The organism is Brevibacillus invocatus (assembly GCF_003710915.1).
Taxonomy (GTDB): Bacteria; Bacillota; Bacilli; order Brevibacillales; family Brevibacillaceae; genus Brevibacillus; species Brevibacillus invocatus.
In genome coordinates, this window is record NZ_RHHR01000043.1 from 1 (window position 1) to 22100 (window position 22100).

General features: G+C 49.5%; 19 protein-coding genes and 2 pseudogenes. 15 read left to right on the forward strand and 6 right to left on the reverse strand.

The features are described from left to right. A pseudogene (locus EDM52_RS19945) lies at nt 1-157 on the forward strand (IS5/IS1182 family transposase); the annotation flags it as partial. A 62-nt stretch (nt 158-219) separates the two neighbouring features. On the opposite strand, the pseudogene EDM52_RS19950 reads toward EDM52_RS19945, so the two are convergent. Next, nucleotides 220-1932, reverse strand: a pseudogene (locus EDM52_RS19950) (sensor histidine kinase); the annotation flags it as partial. Between the two features lie 367 nt (nt 1933-2299). Between EDM52_RS19950 and EDM52_RS19955 the strand changes: the two are divergent. From EDM52_RS19955 to EDM52_RS20010, 12 genes are all read left to right on the forward strand, one after another. Next, complete coding sequence (locus tag EDM52_RS19955; RefSeq protein ID WP_122910707.1) at nt 2300-3652, forward strand: M20/M25/M40 family metallo-hydrolase; 1353 nt, start codon at nt 2300-2302, stop codon at nt 3650-3652. A gap of 4 nt (nt 3653-3656) precedes the next feature. Next, nucleotides 3657-4856, forward strand: a complete 1200-nt coding sequence (locus EDM52_RS19960; protein WP_122910708.1) for a M24 family metallopeptidase — start codon at nt 3657-3659, stop codon at nt 4854-4856. A gap of 9 nt (nt 4857-4865) precedes the next feature. After that, nucleotides 4866-6161, forward strand: a complete 1296-nt coding sequence (locus tag EDM52_RS19965; protein ID WP_122910709.1) for a M20/M25/M40 family metallo-hydrolase — start codon at nt 4866-4868, stop codon at nt 6159-6161. Nucleotides 6162-6175: 14 nt separating this feature from the next. Then, nucleotides 6176-7348: a M24 family metallopeptidase gene (locus EDM52_RS19970; RefSeq protein WP_122910710.1), complete on the forward strand. Its 1173-nt coding sequence runs from the start codon at nt 6176-6178 to the stop codon at nt 7346-7348. Nucleotides 7349-7385: 37 nt separating this feature from the next. Then, nucleotides 7386-8348 (forward strand): ABC transporter permease, encoded by a 963-nt coding sequence (locus tag EDM52_RS19975; protein WP_122910711.1) that lies wholly within the window; start codon nt 7386-7388, stop codon nt 8346-8348. 12 nt (nt 8349-8360) lie between these two features. Further along, nucleotides 8361-9287: an oligopeptide ABC transporter permease gene (opp4C, locus tag EDM52_RS19980; RefSeq protein WP_183185220.1), complete on the forward strand. Its 927-nt coding sequence runs from the start codon at nt 8361-8363 to the stop codon at nt 9285-9287. Nucleotides 9288-9299: 12 nt separating this feature from the next. Then, nucleotides 9300-11006 carry an ABC transporter substrate-binding protein gene (locus EDM52_RS19985; RefSeq protein ID WP_122910712.1) on the forward strand — a complete coding sequence of 569 codons (1707 nt, stop codon included), beginning with the start codon at nt 9300-9302 and terminating at the stop codon, nt 11004-11006. Between the two features lie 76 nt (nt 11007-11082). Continuing rightward, nucleotides 11083-12144 (forward strand): M24 family metallopeptidase, encoded by a 1062-nt coding sequence (locus tag EDM52_RS19990; RefSeq protein WP_183185222.1) that lies wholly within the window; start codon nt 11083-11085, stop codon nt 12142-12144. A gap of 16 nt (nt 12145-12160) precedes the next feature. Further along, nucleotides 12161-13147, forward strand: coding sequence for an ABC transporter ATP-binding protein (locus tag EDM52_RS19995; RefSeq protein WP_122910714.1), 987 nt, complete (start codon nt 12161-12163; stop codon nt 13145-13147). Between the two features lie 15 nt (nt 13148-13162). Further along, the gene (locus EDM52_RS20000) at nt 13163-14131 is read left to right on the forward strand and encodes an ABC transporter ATP-binding protein (protein WP_122910715.1); all 969 of its coding nucleotides are present in this window, start codon (nt 13163-13165) and stop codon (nt 14129-14131) included. A 24-nt stretch (nt 14132-14155) separates the two neighbouring features. Then, a complete protein-coding gene (locus EDM52_RS20005) occupies nt 14156-15298 on the forward strand; it encodes an NAD(P)/FAD-dependent oxidoreductase (RefSeq protein WP_183185224.1) in 1143 nt (380 codons plus the stop codon). Between the two features lie 17 nt (nt 15299-15315). Next, nucleotides 15316-15792, forward strand: coding sequence for a DUF3830 family protein (locus EDM52_RS20010; protein WP_183185226.1), 477 nt, complete (start codon nt 15316-15318; stop codon nt 15790-15792). On the opposite strand, the gene EDM52_RS20015 is transcribed toward EDM52_RS20010, so the two are convergent. After that, entirely contained in the window at nt 15773-16495 is a 723-nt protein-coding gene (locus EDM52_RS20015; RefSeq protein ID WP_122910718.1) for a Crp/Fnr family transcriptional regulator, read from the reverse strand. The genes EDM52_RS20010 and EDM52_RS20015 overlap by 20 nt on opposite strands. A 247-nt stretch (nt 16496-16742) precedes the next feature. On the opposite strand from EDM52_RS20015, the gene EDM52_RS20020 reads away from it, so the two are divergent. Further along, nucleotides 16743-18347, forward strand: a complete 1605-nt coding sequence (locus tag EDM52_RS20020) for a peptide ABC transporter substrate-binding protein (RefSeq protein WP_245997175.1) — start codon at nt 16743-16745, stop codon at nt 18345-18347. 129 nt (nt 18348-18476) lie between these two features. On the opposite strand, the gene EDM52_RS20025 is transcribed toward EDM52_RS20020, so the two are convergent. From EDM52_RS20025 to EDM52_RS20035, 4 genes are all read right to left on the reverse strand, one after another. After that, nucleotides 18477-18665 (reverse strand): hypothetical protein, encoded by a 189-nt coding sequence (locus EDM52_RS20025; protein WP_122910720.1) that lies wholly within the window; start codon nt 18663-18665, stop codon nt 18477-18479. 85 nt (nt 18666-18750) lie between these two features. Continuing rightward, nucleotides 18751-19416, reverse strand: coding sequence for an HAD family hydrolase (locus EDM52_RS20030; RefSeq protein ID WP_245997177.1), 666 nt, complete (start codon nt 19414-19416; stop codon nt 18751-18753). 217 nt (nt 19417-19633) lie between these two features. Continuing rightward, on the reverse strand, nt 19634-19801 hold the full coding sequence (locus tag EDM52_RS24820; RefSeq protein ID WP_183185228.1) for a hypothetical protein: 168 nt from the start codon (nt 19799-19801) through the stop codon (nt 19634-19636). Between the two features lie 62 nt (nt 19802-19863). Then, entirely contained in the window at nt 19864-20211 is a 348-nt protein-coding gene (locus EDM52_RS20035; RefSeq protein ID WP_122910721.1) for a VOC family protein, read from the reverse strand. A 204-nt stretch (nt 20212-20415) separates the two neighbouring features. Here EDM52_RS20035 and EDM52_RS20040 point away from each other — a divergent pair, with 204 nt between their 5' ends. Next, nucleotides 20416-22038 carry a helix-turn-helix domain-containing protein gene (locus EDM52_RS20040; RefSeq protein WP_122910722.1) on the forward strand — a complete coding sequence of 541 codons (1623 nt, stop codon included), beginning with the start codon at nt 20416-20418 and terminating at the stop codon, nt 22036-22038. The last annotated feature ends 62 nt before the right edge of the window (nt 22039-22100 follow it).

Sequence of the window (22100 nt, forward strand, 5' to 3'; positions counted from 1 at the left end):
TTTGAAAGAATTTTTCCAACTGAACAACGTACGCTATCGCACAGGGAAGAGGGCCAAAGTTCATTTTGATTTGGTAACTCTTGTTTATAATGCCGCTAAATTAGCCACTGATCGGATTCGTAACGCACTGGAAAACAAGAAGCCAGTCGCGGCTTAGTTTTTAAAAAAGGATAAAGAAGAGATTGGGGCAGTCTGTATATTTTTAAGATGAGCAATTATGAAATTGATTCCATTATGAAGCAAATTGAAAAGCACTTGAATGACCCGATTTTCATCTGCCATTACAGAAGGAAAATCTTCAGGAATATGGTTTTCAATTTTGACAGCCTTCACCTCTGCATTGAATTGCAGCATGTCGATTACTCCGGTCACGATTGGCTGAATCAAAAGGGCTTTTTTCTGTAGACGAGGATTGCCTTCACGCAAGCTCTTTACATCGATCAAATCATTGAGTATCAATGTCAGCCGACGTCCGACAGATAATATCGTTTCAAGCTCTTTGATACTCCTTTCCTGCAACAAATGTCGCTCCCTTTTCAAAACAGATTGTGACAGGTTCAGAATGCCGTGAAGCGGATTTTTGAATTCATGGGAAGTGTTTGCCAAAAATTGATCCTTATGGTCATTCATTCTTTGCAGAGTTGCAGCAAGATTCTTTGTGTTCGTATGCATGTTGAAATATTCATGAAACCATACAGAGACAAAACACCCCATCGCAATAATCAGATCAAAAGGGTAGTGGACAACGCTCACTCCGATTTCCCGCCAGCTTAACGACCAGATTAAATGGTGGATCAGCGCAAGTATGGAAAAGAGCAGCAGCAGGTGGCTTTTAATATCCTTCAATATTTTTTTTATGATGGCGATGATGGTGATACCTGTTGCCACACTAACCAATAGAAAATACACCGGAAAAAGCATGATGACCTGATCAGTCGCTAAAAACAACGTAATGCCAGCAGTCCCCAAATTCATTGTCTTGTAAATCGGATAGATCCTGCTCCAATAAGGGAGTTCACGATGGTCGGTACACTCCATCAGAGCAAAGCAGCCAATAATGAGAGCTGCATTGGATAGCCGAAAATCCCAATCATAGCCGATGTAAAACAGGAGATGAAACAGCTTCTCATCCATACTTAATATATTCGAAAGGGCTGTACATAGCGTCAGCAAAGAAAAATAGAGCAGCTTCTTTTCTCGATTCCCTAGTAAAAACAAAATAAGCGAATAGGCAGCATGCATGAGAAATATAATGACCGCCAGAAGCTGCATGGAGATGGAGATTTTCATTTCCTTTGCAATGGCTTCTTCTGAACCGAATTTGATCGAGCGAATAATGCCGCTGCTTCGACTATCCATATAATTGGCCGCCTGAATGACCAGCTCGATGACGCCGTTTTCGTCGGCCGTAAAGGTTGTAGAATAAGGCAGGTTCTTCGCGATATAATCATCCTTCGATTGCGCCACTCGTCCGGATTGGGCAAGCAGTCGGCCATTCACATATAACTCTGAGGAAGAGCGCACACTTGGCACACGAATACTATAATTCAGGTCCATCTCCGGATTTACATACAGACGCAGGCGATAGGAAGCAAATCCATACGGTGTTGACTTTTCTGCATGCAATTCTTCATTCCATCCTCCTGGAACCTGTATAAGCTTTGGAGCCTCCTCGCCTGTACCTTGTTGTTGTCCACCCATCAACCATTGTGAGGGATAAAACTCCCATTCCCCATCAAGTAAGAGAATGTCACCGTCTTCTGGATTCCAACCCCGCAAATCTAATTGTCCATTCTGAATCGAGACTTGTTTTTGTTCACGAAACAATTCCATCCACACCATGCGTGAGGCAGACAGAATAACCAATAATAGGCCTATGAATAAGAAAATATGACTCTTTTTCATTTGGTATTTTGGAGAAACAGTTGCCAGGAACGTTCTCTCTCCTAATCAATTTTGTAGTATGTTTCTATGTGAATATAGCCCCTACTGTCGCATACAGGCAAGCAGGTGTTACTCCATAATTTACCACAGCGAGCATGGTCGTGTAAGAAAAGATAGAGATGTTTCTCCAGATGCAAAATCAAAAGAATGTCGAGAATGATTTCCGATGAAGACCGCATGTCCAGCGGTCTTTTTGGTGTTTCCAATAGGGCAGACCATTCAGCCCTCTTTTTTCATATTTGTAAAATATTTTACCCATCCCTTTTTCCCACCCATGATAAGATTGTGAAAAATTAAAACATTTCAGAAAGTAAAGACAGAAATACTGCTCAAGCACCAACAAAGGAATGATTCCATGTCGATTCAATGGAACCTCGTAAAAACCGAGGCAGCCACGTATTTGCAGAAGCTGATCCAAATCAATACAACGAATCCACCAGGCAATGAGCTGGAAGCAGCCCGTTATCTGGCAGAGCTCGCCCGTGAGAACGGTCTTCATGCCGAGATCCAAGAAACAGCCGAGGGGAGAGGCAATCTGCTCATCTCCTATCAACAGAGTGCGGCTCAGGCACTAGAAGCCCCGGAAAGCAGCTCACTGCTTCTGCTTTCGCACCTGGACGTGGTTGGTGCTGATGAACATGACTGGGAGCATGGGCCCTTTTCCGGCGAGATCGTGGATGATGTCCTCTGGGGACGCGGAACGATTGACACCAAACAGCTGACCATCATGGAGCTGATGGCGCTGATCCTGTTGAAGCGGGAAAATCGTACCTTCCCAAAAGACATCCTGCTGGTCGCCACAGCAGACGAAGAAAGCGGCAGCACCTATGGCCTTCTCGAACTGCTGAAAACACACGGTGAACTCTTCCGCAACAAGCATGTCATCAGCGAAGGTGGCGGTTTCCCCATCTTGGTAAACGGGATTCCTCACTATCTGTGTGAGACAGGACAAAAAGGAATCTGCCAAATCACGTTCCATGTGGAAAAAAGTCAGTCGACTCCGTACTACGTAGACAATCGCCCGATGCATGCTGCAGCCAAGCTGGTGCGGCGGATCACGCAATTCCGCTGGGCGGAGGAGACACCGAAGACCACGCGTTACCTCCTGGATGCATTGCTGCAAAGCTGTCAGCTTGGAGAGGCAAGCTCAACCCCACTGGCAGAGAAGCTGCGCCTCTTGCAGCCGCATGTCAGTCCATTCATGGATAATGTTCTGCGCGCCATGACCGAAAACACAATGGCACCCACCATCTGGAAGGGGGGCAGGCTGGCTCGGCAGCCACAAGGCGAAACCGTCATCTGTGTGGATTGCCGTCTACTGCCGGGAGTTACGAGAGAAATGGTCGAGAAGAAGCTGGCGCAATTGGTGCTGGACCTGCCTGTGACCTGGCAGATTGAGAGCTTTGCCCAAGGGTACGAGACGGATTTTGAAGGTCCGTTGTTTGATTGGTTTGATCGAAAGGTACGTGCGGAGATTGCGGGCAGCAAAGTAGTGCCGTTCATCGCAACGGGCAGCAGCGACGGCCGTCATCTTTTGCCTTACCGCTCTCGCGTGTTCGGTTTTTCTCCCATGCTTCCCGATGTCACGTTTGAAAAGGTGCTTCCGCTGGTACATGGAGTAAACGAACGCATCCCGCTGGACTCACTGGTGTTTGGAGTCAAGATTTTATACGAAGCGATTGGCCAATTCATGGCGGAAGGGGAGTAATCAGGTGCAGGAAAAATATCAGATTGCCAAGGAAAAATTGGACCATGCCGTGACCCTGCTGGAAAAGGCGGGGGTGGATTCCTGGCTGGTGCTGACGAGAGAAGGCTCGGACCCATGCATGCCGCTATTGTTTGGCATCCGTTCGTTTCATACCGCTGCGATCTTTATCAACCGGACTGGTCAGCACAAGGTCATTGCAACGGTGAGTGACAAAGGAAATTACGAGGGAACCGGTTTGTTCGCGGAGGTGATTCCGTATTACTCCAGTCTGGATGAAGTTTTTTTGCAGGAGCTGGAAAAGCTGGCCCCACAAAAGCTGGCGCTCAATATTTCCAACCACGATCATTTGTGCGACGGCTTGACGCTTGGATTATATCTGTGGCTGGAGGAGCTGCTTGGCCAAGAGCGCTTGCAGGCAATCGAGGTGTCGAGCGAAGCGATCCTGAAGGAGCTGCGAAGCGTGAAGTCTCCAGCCGAGATCACCTGCATGCAGGAAGCAGTGGACGCTACCATCGAGATATACGAAGAAGTATTTTCCCAAATCAAGTGCGGTATGACAGAAATAGAAATCGGCGAGCTGTTCGTGCAAGGGATGAAAAAGCGCGGCCTCTCCAATGGTTTGGGCAATCCTCATGATCCACCGCTCGTTTGTACAGTACGAAATGGGTTGGCCCATCGGAAGCCGGGTGACCACAAGACGATTCCGGGGGATATCGTGATCATCGACTTTTCGCTCAAGGTGAAAGACTATGTCTCGGATATCGCCAGAACGGTGTATTTGCTGAAGCCAGGCGAGACAGAAGCGCCGGAAGGGATCCAGCGAGCGTTCCGCACCGCAATCGACGCGATTACACAAGCCATTCAATTCATCCGGCCGGGCGTGCAGGGCTGGGAGGTAGATGCCGCAGCCCGTCAGGTGATCGAAGCGGCTGGTTACCCGACGATTCGTCATTCCACAGGACATCAGGTAGGCAGAGAAACACACGACGGGGGAACGACGCTGGGGCCGCGCCGCACACCGCCAAGACCAGCTGTCGAAGGGACCGTGCAGATCGGAGAGATTTACGCCATCGAGCCTACGGTGATTCAAGACGATGGTTTGCCCTGCATCCTCGTGGAAGAAAACGTACTCATCACGGATGAAGGCGCGAAAGTATTGAGCAAAAGGCAGCTGGAGCTGGTGACCATCGCTTGCGGAGCTTAGGAGGATACCATGTCTTCGATCGAGTGGACGAATGAGCTGGAAGGGAAAACGGTAGCGCATTTTAAAGAACTGATCCGCATCAACACATCGGCCCCTGCTGGAAATGAGACAGAAGCAGCGCGCTATATCGCCGAGGTGCTGCGCGCCGAGGGGATCGAGAGCACGATCGTGGAAAGCGAGCCAGGACGAGGCAATCTTCTCGCCAAGCTGAAGGGCGCCAAAAGCCAAGAACCCCCGATCTTGCTGATCAGCCACTTGGATGTGGTGCCAGCGTCCGAAGAAGATTGGATGCATCCCCCTTTTGCCGCTGTTGAAGAAGAGGGGTGGATTTATGGAAGGGGAGCACTGGATACCAAAAATCTAGTGGCTATGGAGCTGATGGCGTTCATCCTGCTAAAGCGAGCTTCTACGACAAAGGCACTGAACCGGGATGTGTATTTCATCGCCACTGCCGATGAAGAGCAAGGCAGCAGGAAGGGCATGGAATATCTCGTTCGAGAGCATCCAGAGTGGTTTCCCGGAGGATGGGTGATCAACGAAGGCGGAGGCTTTTATCTGGCAGACGGCGACAAAGACTACATGCTCATCACAGCCGGGGAAAAAGGAGTATGCAAAGCTACGCTTCTTGCCACGGGGCAAGGCGGCCACGCATCTTGTCCACCAGAAGGGCAGGCCATTGAAAAGCTGGCCAGAGCGATCGAGCACATCACCGCACATACGTTCCCGGAAGAAGCTGTAGGAGTAGGCAAGCGATTTTTGGAAACGATGGGTGAATCGCGAATGGCAAGCGATCCCACGTTGCAGCATTTGCGTCACTATGTGCTGCGAAACAGCGTCACTGTCAATTCCGTTGAGGTAGGGCAGCGGATCAATGTTATTGCCTACAAGGCTCAGGCACAGATCGAATTTCGACTTTTGCCTCACGTCAGCCAGTCAGCCGTGGAAGAGCTGCTCCAGAAATGGTGCACAGCATTTGGAATCAGCTACCAGATCGACAGCTTTGAACCAGGCTTTGAAAGCAGGCTGGAGGATTCCGCACTCGTGACGGCATTTGCGTTCAGATTGCGTGAGCATGATCCGGGCGTCACGCTGCTGCCGATTCTCGCTCTGGGTAGAACAGACGGACGTTTTTTAGGGACGAGAGGGTCAGATGTGTACGGGTTTTCACCGCTTCTGCCGCAGCTACCCTTCGCAGATGTGTTGCGAAAAGTACATAACCACAACGAAGCGATCACAGTCAGCTCTCTGTTATTTGGCACCAAATTGATTGCCGAAACATTGCGACAGATTTGTTTGGATTCGTAAGGGAGGGAAAGACGATGAACTACGTCATCCATCAACAAAAAATGGAACAAGCCGTGCGTTATTTGCAGGAGGGTGATATCGACCTGTGGCTGATCCTGACCAGCGAGGGCAGCGATCCCTGCCTGCCCTTGATTACGGGTGTGAAGTCCGTAGGCCCGGCAGCGTTTCTCATCTGCAAGGACGGCAAAAAGTACGCGATGTGCAGCAGGATCGATGCCCAGGATATCGAGGAGTCAGGCTTGTTTGATGAGGTGCTCAAATACTCGACGGAATTGGGTGAAACTCTGCGAGAGTTCGTGACGCAGCATCAGCCAAAGACTATCGCGCTGAATTACTCGCGCAAGGAAAATCTGGCGGACGGTTTGACGACCGGACGTTATCGCTGGCTGCGCAATGTGTTGAAGGATTGCTATTCCGGCGAATTCACTTCTTCTGAACGATTTCTGGAAAAGCTGCGCAGCATCAAGACACCACTGGAGATCGAGAGAATCAAGCAAGCTATCGTCGTCACGCAGGAGATTTACGACGAGATTTTTACGCAATTGCGGGCAGGCATGTCGGAGATCGAGATTGGGCAGCTGTTCGTCAAGGAAATGGAGAAGCGCGAGGTGGTCAATGGCGTAGACCGTACCCTTTCCATGCCAATCGTTATGAAAGAGCGGATCGCTCACCGACCGCCGGGAGAAGCCATCGTGGCTCCAGGGGATTTGGTCATCATGGATTTTTCGGTGGATGTCGAGGGATACGTCTCTGATATCGCCCGGACGGTTTACTTTCTCAAGCCGGGAGAGACCAAAGCGCCAGCCCATATCCAGGCGGCCTTCGATGCGGCCCATGCAGCGATTACTGCGGCAGGAGAAGCCTTGAAGCCAGGAGTTCAGGGCTATGAGGTCGATCTGGTCGCACGCAATCTGCTGCTGGACAGAGGAATGCCGGAGATCACTCATGCTACTGGTCATCAGATCGGTCGCGACGTCCATGACGGAGGAACGCTGCTTGGTCCGAGATGGGAGCGCTACGGCCATGCGCCATACGGATTGGTGGAGCCAGGCATGGTGTTCACGCTGGAGCCAACGATTTTGCCAGAAGACGGGCCGACCTTCATCGTTGAGGAAAATGTCCTGGTCACCGAAGCGGGCATCGAATACCTCACTGAACGTCAGGACGAACTGATCCTCATTCCATAAAAAGTAAACAAAAAAGCAAAAAGGCGGTGATTACATCGTGGGAAGCTATATTGTTCGTCGGCTGCTGCAGGCCGTTCCCATCCTGATCGGGATTACCTTGCTCACCTTCTTCATCATGCAACTGGCGCCGGGGAATCCCATGCAAACCATGATCAACCCGAAAATCCCGCTGAGTGAGATGCAAAAGGTGCAAGAGGAGCTGGGCTTCAACAAGCCGGTCATCTACCAGTACTTCAACTGGCTGAAAGAAATTTTGCAGGGCAATCTCGGCTACACGATCAAGACAGGTCAGCCTGTGACGCAATTGATACTGGAGCGGCTGCCTGCGACGCTGCTCCTCACCTGTACGGCATTTCTGCTCAGCTTTGTCATCGGCATTCCGCTGGGGGTGTACTCTGCGCTGCACCGCAACAAAACGCCTGATTACGTATTAACGGTAGTGTCTCTGGTGGGCATTTCCATCCCGTCGTTTTTCTTCGGTTTGGGCTTGATCTTCCTCTTTGCGTTAAAGCTCGGGTGGTTCCCAACCTCGGGGATGAAAACGATCGGAAAAGATCTGACCGGATTCGCCTTGTACATCGACTACGCCAAACATATCATTTTACCTGCCTCAGTTTTGGCACTGCCTACTGTTGCTGTCGTCATGCGATTTACCAGATCCAGCCTGCTGGAGGTCTTCTCGATGGACTTCATCCGGACGGCGCACGCAAAAGGTCTGAGCAAAAGCGTGGTCATCTTCAAGCATGCTCTGCGTAATGCATTAATTCCCGTTATTACGATCTTTGGACTTTCAATCCCGTTTTTGTTTGGCGGCGCCTATATAACGGAGCACATTTTTAACTGGCCAGGGATGGGCAGCCTGGGGATATCCTCTATTGTGGGCCGTGAGTATCCGGTGATCATGGCCTTGAATCTGTTCACCTCGATTCTGGTGCTGGCGGGCAATCTGATCGCCGATATTTCCTACGCTTGGGCCGATCCGCGGATTCGATATTCGTAAGGGGAGATGAACATGAGCCAACATGCAGATCTTGCAAGCAACACCGCGGTAAACGAAACCATCTCTTCCCTGAAAAAAGACAGTATCGTCGCGGAAGCCTGGAAACGATTCAAAAAGAACAGATTGGCGATGGTCGGAGGCATGATCCTCTGTCTGCTCGTATTGACTGCCGTATTCGCGCCGTTGATCTCTCCCTATGATCCTTATTCATCAGTAAAAAATCAGACGGGGATGCTCAATGTGATGGCACCGCCCTCCGGGGAGCATTGGCTGGGAACGGACAGCCTGGGGAGGGATATTCTCAGCAGGCTGATCTACGGTGGACGTATTTCCTTGAGCGTCGCATTGGTCGCAGTCGCGATCTCCACAGGAATTGGGGTACTCCTCGGCTTGCTGGCAGGGTACTACGGAAAATGGGTGGATGCCGTCATCATGCGCGTTACAGACATCGTGATCTGTTTTCCGGTTCTCTTCCTTGTGATCTCCGTCTCCACCATGCTGACGCCAAGCATTTACAATGTCATGATCATCATTGGTCTGGTCAGCTGGACGACCATGACGCGCTTGGTGAGGGGAGAGGTACTGAGAATCCGGGAGATGGAGTACGTGGAAGCAGTACGGGCACTGGGACAAAACAATCTGGTGATCGTGTTTAAACACGTCTTGCCGAACATCATGGCACCCATCACGGTTCAGGCAACCCTGCAAACAGCAGAAGCCATTCTGACAGAATCAGCCTTGAGCTTTTTGGGCGTGGGTGTGCAGCAGCCGATCCCGAGCTGGGGGAACATGCTGCAGGATGCGACGTCGATCATGGTGCTTCAGTTCAAGCCGTGGATTTGGGCACCACCCGGAATTGCCATTTTACTGACGATCCTCTCGATCAATCTGGTCGGGGACGGACTGCGCGATGCGCTTGATCCAAAGACAAAAAACTAGGGGGTATTTCAGGTGAAAAAAGGATCTTTTGTAGCACTTCTCCTTTCTGCAGTCCTCTTCGCGATAACTGGCTGCTCTTCTTCATCCAGTCCAGAGCCACAGCCACAGCAACAGACACAGACTCCAGCCAGTCCCACGGAGACAGCGGCGCCGAAAGAAGGCGGAAATCTTACTATCGCCTCGGAAAGTGAGCCAGGCAATCTCAATCCTCATATTTGGGCCACGTCATCCGATACGTTTGTGACACATATGATTTTTGATTCGCTGGTCATTCCCGACAAAGAGTTGAAAATGGTTGGAAGTCTGGCAGAGAAATGGGACGTATCCGAAGATGGCAAAACGTATACGTTTCATCTGCAAAAGAACGTGAAGTGGCATGATGGAACACCTTTTACCGCAAAAGATGTTGCCTTTACCTTTTCTTCGCTAGCTAAGCCAGATTATGATGCTGGCGGTTACTGGCGGGTATCCCCTGTCGTCGGAGCGGAAGAAGTGCGAGACGGGAAAGCGCAAGAGGTGTCCGGAATCAAAGTGATTGACGACAACACGATTTCCTTTACGACCACCGATAAATTCGCACCGTTCATCTCAGGTCTGTTTATCGGGATCGTGCCAGAGCATCTTCTGAAGGACGTGTCGCCTAAGGAGTGGGCGAAACACGAGTTTAACCGCAATCCTGTTGGTACTGGACCGTTCCAGTTCGTCAAGTGGGAATCCGGGCAGTACATTGAGTTGAAAGCCAACAAAGACTACTTCAAGGGAGCACCCAAGCTGGACAAAATCGTTGCGCGCTTTGGTGATACCAACACCATGCTGGCTGCCTTCATCAATCGGGAGGTAGATGTGGCGCCTGTGCCGATCGCCGAGATTCCGAGTATTCAGACACTCGATTACGCGGATTTGAAGCTCGCGAATCAGCTGAGCATGTACTACATCGGCTTCAATGCGCTCAATGAGCATTTTCAGGATAAAAAAGTGCGTCTGGCCTTGGCTCACGCAATCGACAAGGCGTCCATTGTAGGCTCGATTTTGGGTGAATACGGCAAAGTCTCATTCGATATCTTCCCGTCCAATCACTGGTCCCATAATCCAAACCTGCCTCAGTATCCTTTTGATCCGGCCAAAGCGGAAGCCCTGCTGCAGGAAGCGGGCTATGCAAAGAACGGAAAAGGCATGTATGAAAAGGGAGGCAAGCAGCTGACCTTTACGCTGGAAGTACCGACAGGGAAAACAGAACGGGAAAAAACGGCTGCTCTGATCAAACAAAATTTTGAGCAGATTGGTGTGAACATGGAGCTGCGAGCGCTCGATTTCCCAACACTGGTCACCAAGCTACTGCCGAAAAATGCGGATGGCACACAGCGTAAGGTAACAGCCGATGATTATCATGCTTACATTCTCGGCTTTGGTGTGGAAGCAGATCCAGATGAGTACCGCAGCTACTTCGGCAGCAAATACATGCCGCCAAATGGCTACAATTTCGTGAGCTATTCCGATCCTCAAGTGGATCAGCTGTTGGAGCAGCAAGTCGCCGAAGTCGATGTGGAAAAACGGAAGAGCATCTTCTGGGAAGTAGGCAAAAAGCTGGCCGAGGACGAGATTTGGATTCCGCTGTACGAGCAGGAAGCTCCCTATGTGGCGAACAAGAGACTCGTTGGTTTTGAACCTGATTTCCGAGGTCCTACGTTCAACGCGAAGGATTGGGCCGTCAGCGAATAAGCAAGGTGAAGCAGCTCCCTCCTGATCGAATAGTGGGAGGGAGACCTGCTAATTTTTGAAAGAAAGAAGAATGGGTATGAAGAGACTGGAAAAAATCCGTGACGCCATCAGGGAGAAGGGCGTTGACGCCTATTTCATCCCATCGCTTAATAATCTTCGTTATTTTTCAGGTTTTACCGGAAGCAACGGCTATCTGCTGATTACAGCGACGAATGCGGTGCTCATCACCGATCAGCGCTACTCGGAGCAAGCGAGGCAGGAAGCGGTAGGCTGGGAGGTTATCATCCACGGGCTGGACCCATTTTCGGTCATTTCGGACGCGATCAGGAAGCTGGGGATTGCCTCCATCGGCTATGAGTCCAAGGAAATCACCGATTTTCAGATCTCCTCGCTTCGCAGCGGAAATCCCGGAATAGATTGGGTACCGTTTGTCGATATCTGTATCCAGCTCCGTTCGGTAAAAGAGGATGAAGAGGTGGGAGGCATCCAAAAAGCTTTGAAAATTGCCGAGGACGCATTGGAAAAGCTATGCCCATTTATCCAACCTGGTGTGAGCGAGCGAGAAATCGCCGTCGAACTGGAAATCCTCATGCGAAAGCTGGGAAGTGAAGCACCTGCGTTCGCTACCATTGTCGCATCCGGCACCAACTCTGCGCTTCCTCATGCCAAGCCAACAGAGCGCAAGATCCAGGAAAACGATCTGATCGTGATCGACTTTGGGGCAACCTGGCTGGGATACCGATCCGATATAACCCGGACCATCATCGTGGGCGAGCTGGAGCCTGTGTTGCAGAACGTATACGATTGCGTTCATCGGGCTTTGGAACAGGCTGTGGCTGGAATCAAGCCAGGTTCCACCTGTCATGAGGTGGATAAGCTGGCGCGTGATGTTTTGGTAGCGGCAGATCTCGAAAGCTATAGCCTCCGGGGGTTAGGTCATGGAGTTGGCTTGGATATTCACGAATTCCCCCGTGTGGTGATGGATAACCCAGCCCGGCTCGAGCCTGGCATGCTGTTTACCGTAGAACCGGGGGTGTATGTGCCAAACGTTGGCGGTGTCAGGATTGAAGATATGGTCGTGGTGACCGCAGATGGATGCCGGGTGCTGACGCGGACTCCTCGAGTGATTAGGTTGTAAGGAAGCGGGTGGTAGCGTGAGTGACAATTTGCTGGAAATAAAAGAACTGAGCACAGGCTTTTTCACAGAGGATGGATTTCTCCCTGCTTTAGACAAGGTCAGTCTCACGCTGAAAAAAGGGGAGACCCTGGGTGTAGTGGGCGAGTCTGGAAGCGGCAAGAGCTTGACCTCGTTATCCGTCATGAATCTGATCCCTACTCCGGGAAAGGCTGTAGGCGGCGAGATCCTGTTCAAAGGCAAAAATCTGCTGCAGCTTGGCGAAGAACAGATGCGTGCCATTCGCGGCAATGAAATCTCGATGATTTTTCAAGAGCCGATGACTTCGTTAAATCCTGTCTATTCCGTGGGAGAGCAAATCATGGAGGTGCTTCGCCTGCATCAGCAGCTGGACAAAAAAGTAGCGCGAGCAAAGACGATCGACATGCTACGTCTGGTGGGCATCCCATCCCCGGAGAAAAGAGTGGATGACTATCCGCATCAGCTTTCCGGAGGGATGAGGCAGCGGGTGATGATCGCTATGGCCTTATCCTGTCAGCCTGACCTGTTGATCGCAGATGAGCCGACGACTGCGCTGGATGTGACGACGCAGGCGCAAATTCTCGATTTGATGCTCGATTTAAAGGAACGACTGCAAACGTCCATTCTCTTGATTACGCACGATCTGGGTGTGATCGCGGAGGCGGCAGATCATGTGGCGGTCATGTACGCTGGCAAGGTGGTCGAGTATGCCGAGGTCAAGCGATTTTTCAGGGAACCGCTGCATCCTTACTCGCAGGGACTGATGAATTCCATTCCGACGCTGGAGCAGACCAGGGAGCGTCTCCAGGTCATCAGGGGCGTCGTTCCCACCCTGCAGCAGATGCCAAAAGGGTGTCGTTTTTGCACCAGATGCGACGAAAAGCAAACCCTCTGTGAAGAGGAAGCACCGCCGCTCATCGGCTATCAAGGCAGCCAGGTCAGCTGCTGGAAATACACAGAGCGTTGGGAACCGTCACCCAGATAAGGAGAGAGGCTACCGATGCACAAAGAGAACATTCTCGAGGTGAAAAATCTCGTCAAATGGTTCCCTGTCAAAAAGGGCTTGTTTTCAAAGACGAATAGCTATTTGAAAGCGGTGGATGACGTCAGTTTTTCGATACCCAGAGGGGAAGTGCTGGGGCTGGTTGGCGAATCGGGTTGCGGGAAATCGACGACGGGCAGAGCGATACTCCGCCTGATCGAAGCGACGCAGGGCGAGGTTTTGCTCGAAGGGCAGGATTTGTACCGAATGGGAAAAACAGCGCTCAAGGAAAAGCGAAAAGACATGCAAATCGTGTTTCAGGACCCTTATGCTTCGCTCAATCCCAGGCTGACGATTCGTAGTATCATCGGCGAGGCGATTAAGCTGCATCAGGTGGTGAGCGAAAAAGAACGAGATGCGTTCATGGAAGAGCTGCTGTACGAGGTGGGCTTAGGAAAGCACTTCCTGAATCATTTTCCACACCAGTTCTCTGGCGGTCAACGCCAGCGGATCGGGATTGCCCGGGCCTTGGCTGTCAGACCCAAGCTGATCGTGATGGATGAAGCCGTGTCGGCGCTCGATGTTTCTGTTCAGGCTCAGGTCCTCAATCTGTTTCAGGATTTGCAGCAAAAGTACGGGCTGACATACCTGTTCATCACGCACAATCTAAGTGTTGTCAAACATATTTCCAATCGGATTGCAGTGATGTACCTAGGGCAAATCGTCGAAATCTCGGAAAAGGAAGAATTTTTTCGGAATCCTCAGCACCCGTATTCGCGGGCGCTGATCAGTGCGATTCCGTCGTCCAGCCCGGAAATCAAGCGGGAGCGAATCCTGTTAAAAGGTGATTTGACGAGTCCGGTCGATCCGCCGCAGGGCTGTCGTTTTTACTCCCGATGTCCGGAAGCGCAAGCGATCTGCAAGGAAGTTCAGCCGCCTCATAAAGAGGTGGGAAATCAGCATCTCGTCGCATGTCATTTACGATAATGTCGAGGGAATGGAGGCAGTATGATGCGAGATAAAGCGGAAATCGTGATCGTGGGTGCAGGGGTGATAGGTTGCTCCATTGCCTATTTTTTATCCAAAAAAGGATATTCAGATATTGTGGTGATTGATAAGGGTGGGATTTCCTCAGGGATTACGGGGATTTGCCCTGGAGGTGTGCGGCAGCAATGGGGGACGGAAATCAATTGCCTGATGTCCAAGGCAGCTACCAGCTTCTATCAGCGGATTAACGATGAGCTGGAGCCGGAATATGAGATCAAGTTCCGACAGGTGGGGTACCTGTACTTGTTCCACAGCGAGCAGGCAGAACAAAACTATCGACCGAGCATCGAGCTGCAAAACAAGCTGGGCATCCCGACAAAGCTCATCAATCGGGATGAAGTGAGAGAGATTGTACCGGGAGTCGACACAGAAACTTTTCTGTCCGCGTCCTTTTGCCCGACAGATGGATTTGCAGATGATGCCTATCATGTAACGAATAGCTTCGCAGCCGCAGCTAAACGGCGAGGGGTTCGGTTTATTCTGGATGAGGTTCCGCAAATTCTAGTAGAGAACGATCGGGTGGTCGGGGTGCAAACGGCGCGTGGACGAATCGATTGCAGCATGGTGGTCAATGCCGCCGGGCTGGGCTCCAAAGAACTTGCCGCGACCATCGGGGTGGATATCCCGATTCAACCAGAGGTTCGGCGAATTTTGTACACCAATCGAATCGAAGAACGTATTTTGGAGCCGCTGCTGATATCCTTTGAGCGTGGATTCGCGGCCAAACAGCTGACGGATGGAACCATCTATCTCAGCTATTTGGGAAGTGATATGAAGCCTCCGTACAATAGCTTCAATTATCAAATGAAAGCCGCTGAAGTAGGTATGGAACTGTTTCCGCCATTGGCACAAGTAGAGTTCCGCACGCATGTGGACGGTACCTACGATAGTACCCCTGACCATCAGGCTATTCTCGGAGGAGTGGATGAAGTGGCAGGGTACTATCAAGCGATCGGGATGAGCGGACACGGCTTCATGATGGCTCCAGCCATTGGTGAAACCATCGCGGATACGATCATTGGAAACAAACCGACGATCGATATATCACCGCTTCATTTCAACCGTTTCCGCCAAAACGCGCTGATCCCCGAACCGAGGGTGGTCTAATGGAAGGGAGAGAGAACATGTCCAATCAGATTAAGCTGTCATTTCCCGAACATCAGATCGAGATATGGGCAGACCTGTTGACGGATAAGGCGCCGATTACGTGCAAGGCGATTTGGGAAATTCTCTCGGAGCCTTTGCAGATTTCCTGCAAGCATGCTATGTACACGGGAAAGGAGCTTTCCATCCAACTCCCGCAGGAGCGCTGCGCCACCACTCCGTTACATGAAATCGTTCCGGAAAATCAAACGTGCTTTCCGGCGGTCGGGGATCTTTTGTTTACCTACATGCCGCCCTTTGCCTGGAATGGCATCCCTGCACCGATCTATGATCTGGGGTGCTTTTATGGTCAGGATTGCCGAACCTTTTTCCCGATGGGGTGGGTGCCTGGAAACCGGTTTGCGGTCATACGGCAAGAGGATCTCGAAGCCTTTGCTTTCATGGGGGCAAAGGCGATCCAGGAGGGGCAGCAAACCATCATGATTCAGCGTGCTTAGTCAGCTTCCACGTCTCATCCTGAACCAGTAATTCGAGCCGATGTAGATCCGTGATCACATAATATTTGTTCGGTTTTTTCAAAATGTGGTGACGCTCCAGCCATTTGAGCGTATTGATGACGGTAATACGCGTCGTACCCACCAGATTTGCCATCTCTTGGTGGGTAAAGGTCGTCGTGATCTGGAGATGATCCTGCTCCAAGGGAGTACCGTAATTGAGCGCCAGCTGAATCAGCGTCGCGCAGATGCGGTGCGGAGCTTTACTGTAGCTCAGCTGCAAGGTTTGAGCGCACAGCATTCGGTATTTGCGGCTCTCAAAATGGAGCAGCTGCTCTACTAAATGGAAGTTTTGCTTGAGAAGTTCTCTGAACTGGCTTGTGCTGATCTTGTAGAGAACCGTTTTAGAGACTGTAATGGCGCTGGTGGCATGTGGCAGGTCGCCAAACGAGTCGTACTCTCCGATCAAGCCATTTTTTCCGATGAAGGCCAATGCTTTTTCCTCGCCGGATGGAGTGGTCGCATAGAGACAGACTCTGCCGCTTGCTATCAGATACAAGTGATCGGCATGGTCATCCTGCTCGAAGATCATGGTGTCCTTTTTACATTCCATCGGGGTCCCTGCATGTTTCAACAAATCCCATTGATGGGGCAAATTCTCCAGCCACGGGGTCGCCTGATAGACTTCTCTGATGGATTCTAGCATGGTATCCACCTCTGCTGTTAGAAAATTGTGAAAGGATTGTCGCTAAACAGGATTATATCATAGCCAGGATCGACCAGGGGATAGTGCTGGACGAAAAGGGAGTCCTTCGTAGCTGGAGGGCTCCTTGTTTTGTGCGAGTTTAGAAGCCTTCCATTTCTTAGAGAGGATTGAGGAGTTTTTTTGTTGCATTGATAATAACTGGAATTGGATATAAAATGTGAAAAGTGTGAAAAGGGGGGGCAAAAGAATGTTAAGGTTTCTAGTTATGGTTTTTCATATATTTCTTATCGTAACGATTCTCTTACCGAAAGCTCCTGTTCAAGCTGTGGAAATGAAAGCATCCGCTTCGGATGAACATATTTTACGATTGGCAGTGATGAGCGATCCGATAACCTTGGATCCTAGTGTTGCAGAGGATACTACCTCTGTCGCTTTTATTCAGGCTTTGTTTGATGGATTGACCCGTATCGGTAAGGACGGAAAAGCCCATGAGTCAATGGCAGAGAAAATTGAGGTGTCGGATGATCTCGTCACCTATACGTTTCATTTGCGCAATGCGAAATGGAGCAATGGGGATCCTGTAACCGCCCATGATTTTGAATACGCGTGGAAGCAAGTCATCGATCCTGAAAATGCGGCAAGCTACGCCTACCAAATGTTCCCGATCAAAAACGCGGAGAAGGCACAATGGGGAGAAGCCTCTCTGAATGAAGTAGGAGTAAAAGCACTCAATGACAAAACGTTACAGGTCACATTGGAGCATCCTACTCCCTATTTTTTAGAGTTGACATCATTTTATAGCTACTATCCTGTAAACAAGAAATTGGCTAACTCCAATCCGAACTGGGCACAAAATGTAAACACCCACGTAGGAAATGGCCCGTTTAAACTCACGATGTGGGAACGGGGAGATCGAATCAAGCTAATAAAAAACGACAACTATTGGGACAAGAACAGCGTCAGGCTGGATGGTATTGATTTTTCCATCATCAGGGATGGCGATCAGGAATTCTCCAAATTCCTAAAGGGTGAATTAGATTGGGCGGGATCTCCGCTGGGAAACATTCCTGCAAATGCTGTACCCAAGCTTATTGAACATCGGTTACTGTATGTCAAACCGATTGCAGGTGTGTACTGGTATAAGTTTAATACGGAGCAGCCACCGTTCCAAAATGCAAAAATTCGGAAAGCATTCGCCTATGCACTGGACCGACAAACGTTGTTCGAAAACGTTTCGATGTACCATATTGCAGCATTGGGCGTAGTTCCGCCAAGCATGAAGGTAAAAGAGATGCATTATTTAAAAGACAACGATGTCGAGACTGCCAAAAAGCTTTTAGCAGAAGGTATGATGGAAATGGGCATCAAGTCGTTACCACACATCACGCTTTCTATCAACTCTGGAGAGGGTCATGAGGTAATCGCCAGAGAAGTGTTGCGTCAATGGAAGGAATCCTTGGGTGTTGATGTTAAGCTGGAAGTAAAAGAATGGCAGGTTCATCTCGAAGACATGCACGATGGAAATTATCAATTGGGTCGAATGGGCTGGCTGGCAGACTTCAACGATCCGATCAATTTTTTAGAGCTATTCAAGTACAAGGATGGGGGAACCAATGATACCCGATGGGAGAATTCCAAATACATCGAGCTGCTGAATCAATCCTCAATGGAAAAGGATCCGATCAAGCGGGAGAAAATCATGGAGCAGGCTGAGCAGATTTTAATGGATGAAATGCCGGTTATGCCTATTTACTACTACATCAACTCTTGGGTGAAACGCGAATATGTCCAAGATGTCGTTATCGACGGTTTGGGCTCAGTGGATTATAAATGGGCTTCTATTACGGAATGAAGGGCGAGCTTGCCCTTCTTTTTTTTTTTTCGATATCCCGGTCTAGTAGAACGAATGAAAGAAACCACCCATAAGGTGGCTACACAAAGTTAGAGAAACTTCATTTTTTGTTCAACGTTGAGAAAGGGATTATCCCTCACTCTTTACGCTAGCAATCAGCTTATCCGCACTTGTCTCATCATTATCGATCATAACCAATTCATGGAGGACGATATCATCAACCGATTGGATGGCTTTGGACATGGCGTCAGCCATACCTTGCATATCTGCATTTTGCTTGATATCGACATCTAATACCAGAACGATTTTCTTTTTCATAGACTACAGGCCACCTCGGATCAGAAAATGTGAAACGGAATCAAACAAGGGCTATTATAGCGTAAAAAGAGAAACTCAGTGTTCTTTATTTCAGGATACCGGGAGAAAGCAGCTCGCGCAAATGACCGATATACGCAACGGGAGTGACCCCATGCCCCTCCATTTCCTGCTGGTCGCCTTGGTAAGCGATAAAAGATACGCCACCGTCTTGCGCCGCTTTCCCATCAATCCAGGAATCTCCCACCATAACCCATTGCTCTGCCGAAATATCGGGATATTGCTCGAGGATGAAATGGATGCCAGATGGAGAGGGCTTGAGCATCGTCATTTGCTCCCGACCAGCAATCTGATCGAAGGAATGGATAATTGCGGTTTCGTTCAAAGCTTTTATTGCAGCAGACCTGGCGTTGTTCGTCAGGATGACCAACGTGTAGTGCGACTTGAGTGCGTCGAGCACTTCTGCAGCTCCATCCTCCAGTGCGGCACCATGCATGCCTTCTGTTTCGTAGGCGACGATGGTATCCCAAACCGAGGCTTCGATCTCGTGTGTAATGCGGCCGGAATGGCGCCCGAAATCGATGAGCTGTGAGGCGGAATGCTTTGTGTAATCCAGCTTTGGATCCATTAGCTGATGCTGCACCAACAAATCAAAGACTGCTTTTTTCATACCCGGAAAGTTGATCCGGGATTGCAAAAGGGTATTATCCATGTCAAAAATAATGCCCTTCTTTTTTGAAAGGATGTCGTACACGTCTATCTCCTCATTTCCCTAGGAAGGCTTCTCATTATTATAGGACAAGATTCAAATATTCGGGTAAAAACCCGACAATCCTCTCTCCGTAGGCTCTCTACCTATACGCTTCCATAATCTTGCGGGGAAAGTTTCGATCTCCCGGCTTTTCACACCGGAAGGGGGAGAGAACAAAAAACGAGCACCTCCACAAGATCCGGTGAAGGTGCTCTGGCTATTAATCTTCCAGCTCCGTGATGATTTCATAAGCGAATTCTTCATCGGGTGTAGGAAACATCTGAAACTGATGCTGTTTTTCGATTTGGCTATCGTCCAGATCAGAAGTCGTGTATTTGACTTCATCCTGGCCAGCGTATTGGTTCATTTGGTTCTCGCGATCGCTCATGGCTGATCACCTCCTCAACACCTTAGTGTGTTCAAGGGGGTTTTGTCTTATTCTCTATTCCCTCAACATCTACATACCATCAATACATTCCCATCCGGATCTTTGAAATTAAACCAATGATCGTGTTCAATACCGGTGATCAGTTCCACGCCATTCTGCTTCATCCAGTCGTAGGCTGCCTGAATATCCACCGCATTAAAATGAAACAAGGGCGAATTTCTTCGTGTTTCTTCCTCAAAAATCCTGCTATCCAACACCAACCCCGAACCAGCTGTCATCGGAACCACGTAGAGGTGTCCAAAAAGAATATCGCCTTCTACCGGTAACCCGAGAATACGACAATACCATTCTCTCGCTTTTTCAATATCGCGAACTGGAACGAAGACGGTACCGATTTGATTCATAATCATCGAACGAATACCTCCCAAGCCAGGCTAAGGCTCTTTTTTCTACCAAAAACTATTCAACGCCAACCACGACTTTCCTATAGATAAAGGAAAGAAAAGGAGTTTTCATTGTGGCGAGACGAGAAGCATAAAACTTTTCAAATGATTCTGCACACGTATCGTGTATAATGAGAATTAGTATCAATACATACAGAAAGGCTGGGTTCCATGCAGAACGCTACAAATCTCCCAGAGCAGCTCGCTTATTACCTGTATAAATTAGAAGATATTCAACACATTCATACGACGTCATCTCGCTTTCATCAGGAAACAAACCTGCATGGCATGCTGCTGTTCACAAAAGCAAAAGGGGATATTCTCATCGAGGGACGTATTTTTCCCTTGCACCAGCAAAAGGTGTTTCTCCTCACTCCTGGAGTCTCAGTAGAGCTTCGGCTTCCTACGAATGATTCAGTGGAGTATACGTACATCCGCTTTCACGCGCTGGAGGCAGCACATCAGGGGCACTTTGCTCCAGTGAAGCTACAAGGTCTTCGAGAGGTCACGGTCACGCATTTTCCATTTTTACTCGTACAAGTGGATGAGATACAGCGAAAACACCACAGCGGAAATGCGTGGGAATCCATGAAGGCGAATAACCTGTTTCAAGAAATGCTAGTGGTGCTGTTCCAAGACGTGATTCAAGATCCCAAACAGAAATTGGATCAAGCGATTGCCCTTACCGTAGATTACATGAAACAGCATTACCGACTGGAAATAACACGTGAAAAGCTTGCGGAGATGGCCGGCTTGAGTGCGGATTATTATTCGCGCGCTTTCAAGAAAATCGTCGGGAAGAGTCCGATGGAGTATTTGAATGGCATCCGAATCAACCAAGCCAAGCAAATGCTGTTGCAATCACATGGCTCTTTTCGAACCATCGCGCAGAGGGTGGGCTTTAACGATGAATTTTATTTCAGTCGCAGGTTTAAAGCGACGACAGGATGCTCTCCTACGATTTACGTCAAGCAATTCAAGCAATCCAGTAAAATCGCGTCCCTGAAAAATATGTTGACCGGGCATCTGATTGCGCTTGGGATCGAGCCTTATGCAGCAGTTATGAATGACGCCTTCCCGATTGCGCATCGCTTTCGGAATACGATCGTGGTCGGAAACCCTATACCGGATCTGGAGCGGCTACTGAGTGCAAAGCCGGATTTAATAGTAACGTGCGGTTCGCGTGATGTGGATAAATCTTTAAAAGAGAAAATGTTTGACCAAATCGCACCGACTGTAACTTTACCGTTTTTTCATAATTGGCGTGTTCATTTCCAGACGATCGCCAATGTGGTCGGTAAAGAAAAGGAAGCGAACGATTGGCTGGAACGCTACGAGAGAAAAGCAGATCTGACTCGCAAGCAGGTAGAGCAGAAGATAGGGAATGAAACAGTCCTGATCCTGGGAGTAGGAAAAGGAAAGATGTGTGTGTATGGCCAACGCAATCTGGGAGCGGTTCTGTACGGCGATTTACGAGTATCTCCTCCAAAAGGGGTGGAAGAAATTGCCCATTACAAGGAGCTGTCTTTGGATGCGCTGTCTGATTTCGATGCGGATCGGATTCTTTTGACCTGCTTCAAGCACGATGGAACCGTACAAACGGACGAGGCGATCCGAAAAGAGGTACATCGACTTTTCAACGATTCGCGATGGCAAGCGTTAAAAGCAGTCCAGAATCGATCTGTCCATTGCATGTATGAGAGTCGCCATCTCTATACGAGCTACAACCCCTTGTCACATGACTTGTTTCTGGATCACGTCCAGTACATGCTGATGTCGGAATCGTCCAAATAGCGGACGGAACTGTCCATGTTCATTTAGGCTTGCTTCCGTATAATTGATATTGAGAATGAATA

What these genes read in the sequence shown, in the direction of transcription:
- EDM52_RS19955 (WP_122910707.1), top strand. Translation starts at nt 2,300, where the DNA reads ATGTCGATTCAATGGAACCTCGTAAAAACCGAGGCAGCCACGTATTTG.
- EDM52_RS20015 (WP_122910718.1), bottom strand. Translation starts at nt 16,495, where the DNA reads ATGCTAGAATCCATCAGAGAAGTCTATCAGGCGACCCCGTGGCTGGAG.
- EDM52_RS19970 (WP_122910710.1), top strand. Translation starts at nt 6,176, where the DNA reads ATGAACTACGTCATCCATCAACAAAAAATGGAACAAGCCGTGCGTTAT.
- EDM52_RS20010 (WP_183185226.1), top strand. Translation starts at nt 15,316, where the DNA reads ATGTCCAATCAGATTAAGCTGTCATTTCCCGAACATCAGATCGAGATA.
- EDM52_RS20000 (WP_122910715.1), top strand. Translation starts at nt 13,163, where the DNA reads ATGCACAAAGAGAACATTCTCGAGGTGAAAAATCTCGTCAAATGGTTC.
- opp4C (WP_183185220.1), top strand. Translation starts at nt 8,361, where the DNA reads ATGAGCCAACATGCAGATCTTGCAAGCAACACCGCGGTAAACGAAACC.
- EDM52_RS24820 (WP_183185228.1), bottom strand. Translation starts at nt 19,801, where the DNA reads ATGAGCGATCGCGAGAACCAAATGAACCAATACGCTGGCCAGGATGAA.
- EDM52_RS19990 (WP_183185222.1), top strand. Translation starts at nt 11,083, where the DNA reads ATGAAGAGACTGGAAAAAATCCGTGACGCCATCAGGGAGAAGGGCGTT.
- EDM52_RS20040 (WP_122910722.1), top strand. Translation starts at nt 20,416, where the DNA reads ATGCAGAACGCTACAAATCTCCCAGAGCAGCTCGCTTATTACCTGTAT.
- EDM52_RS20020 (WP_245997175.1), top strand. Translation starts at nt 16,743, where the DNA reads ATGTTAAGGTTTCTAGTTATGGTTTTTCATATATTTCTTATCGTAACG.
- EDM52_RS20005 (WP_183185224.1), top strand. Translation starts at nt 14,156, where the DNA reads ATGCGAGATAAAGCGGAAATCGTGATCGTGGGTGCAGGGGTGATAGGT.
- EDM52_RS20025 (WP_122910720.1), bottom strand. Translation starts at nt 18,665, where the DNA reads ATGAAAAAGAAAATCGTTCTGGTATTAGATGTCGATATCAAGCAAAAT.
- EDM52_RS19965 (WP_122910709.1), top strand. Translation starts at nt 4,866, where the DNA reads ATGTCTTCGATCGAGTGGACGAATGAGCTGGAAGGGAAAACGGTAGCG.
- EDM52_RS20035 (WP_122910721.1), bottom strand. Translation starts at nt 20,211, where the DNA reads ATGATTATGAATCAAATCGGTACCGTCTTCGTTCCAGTTCGCGATATT.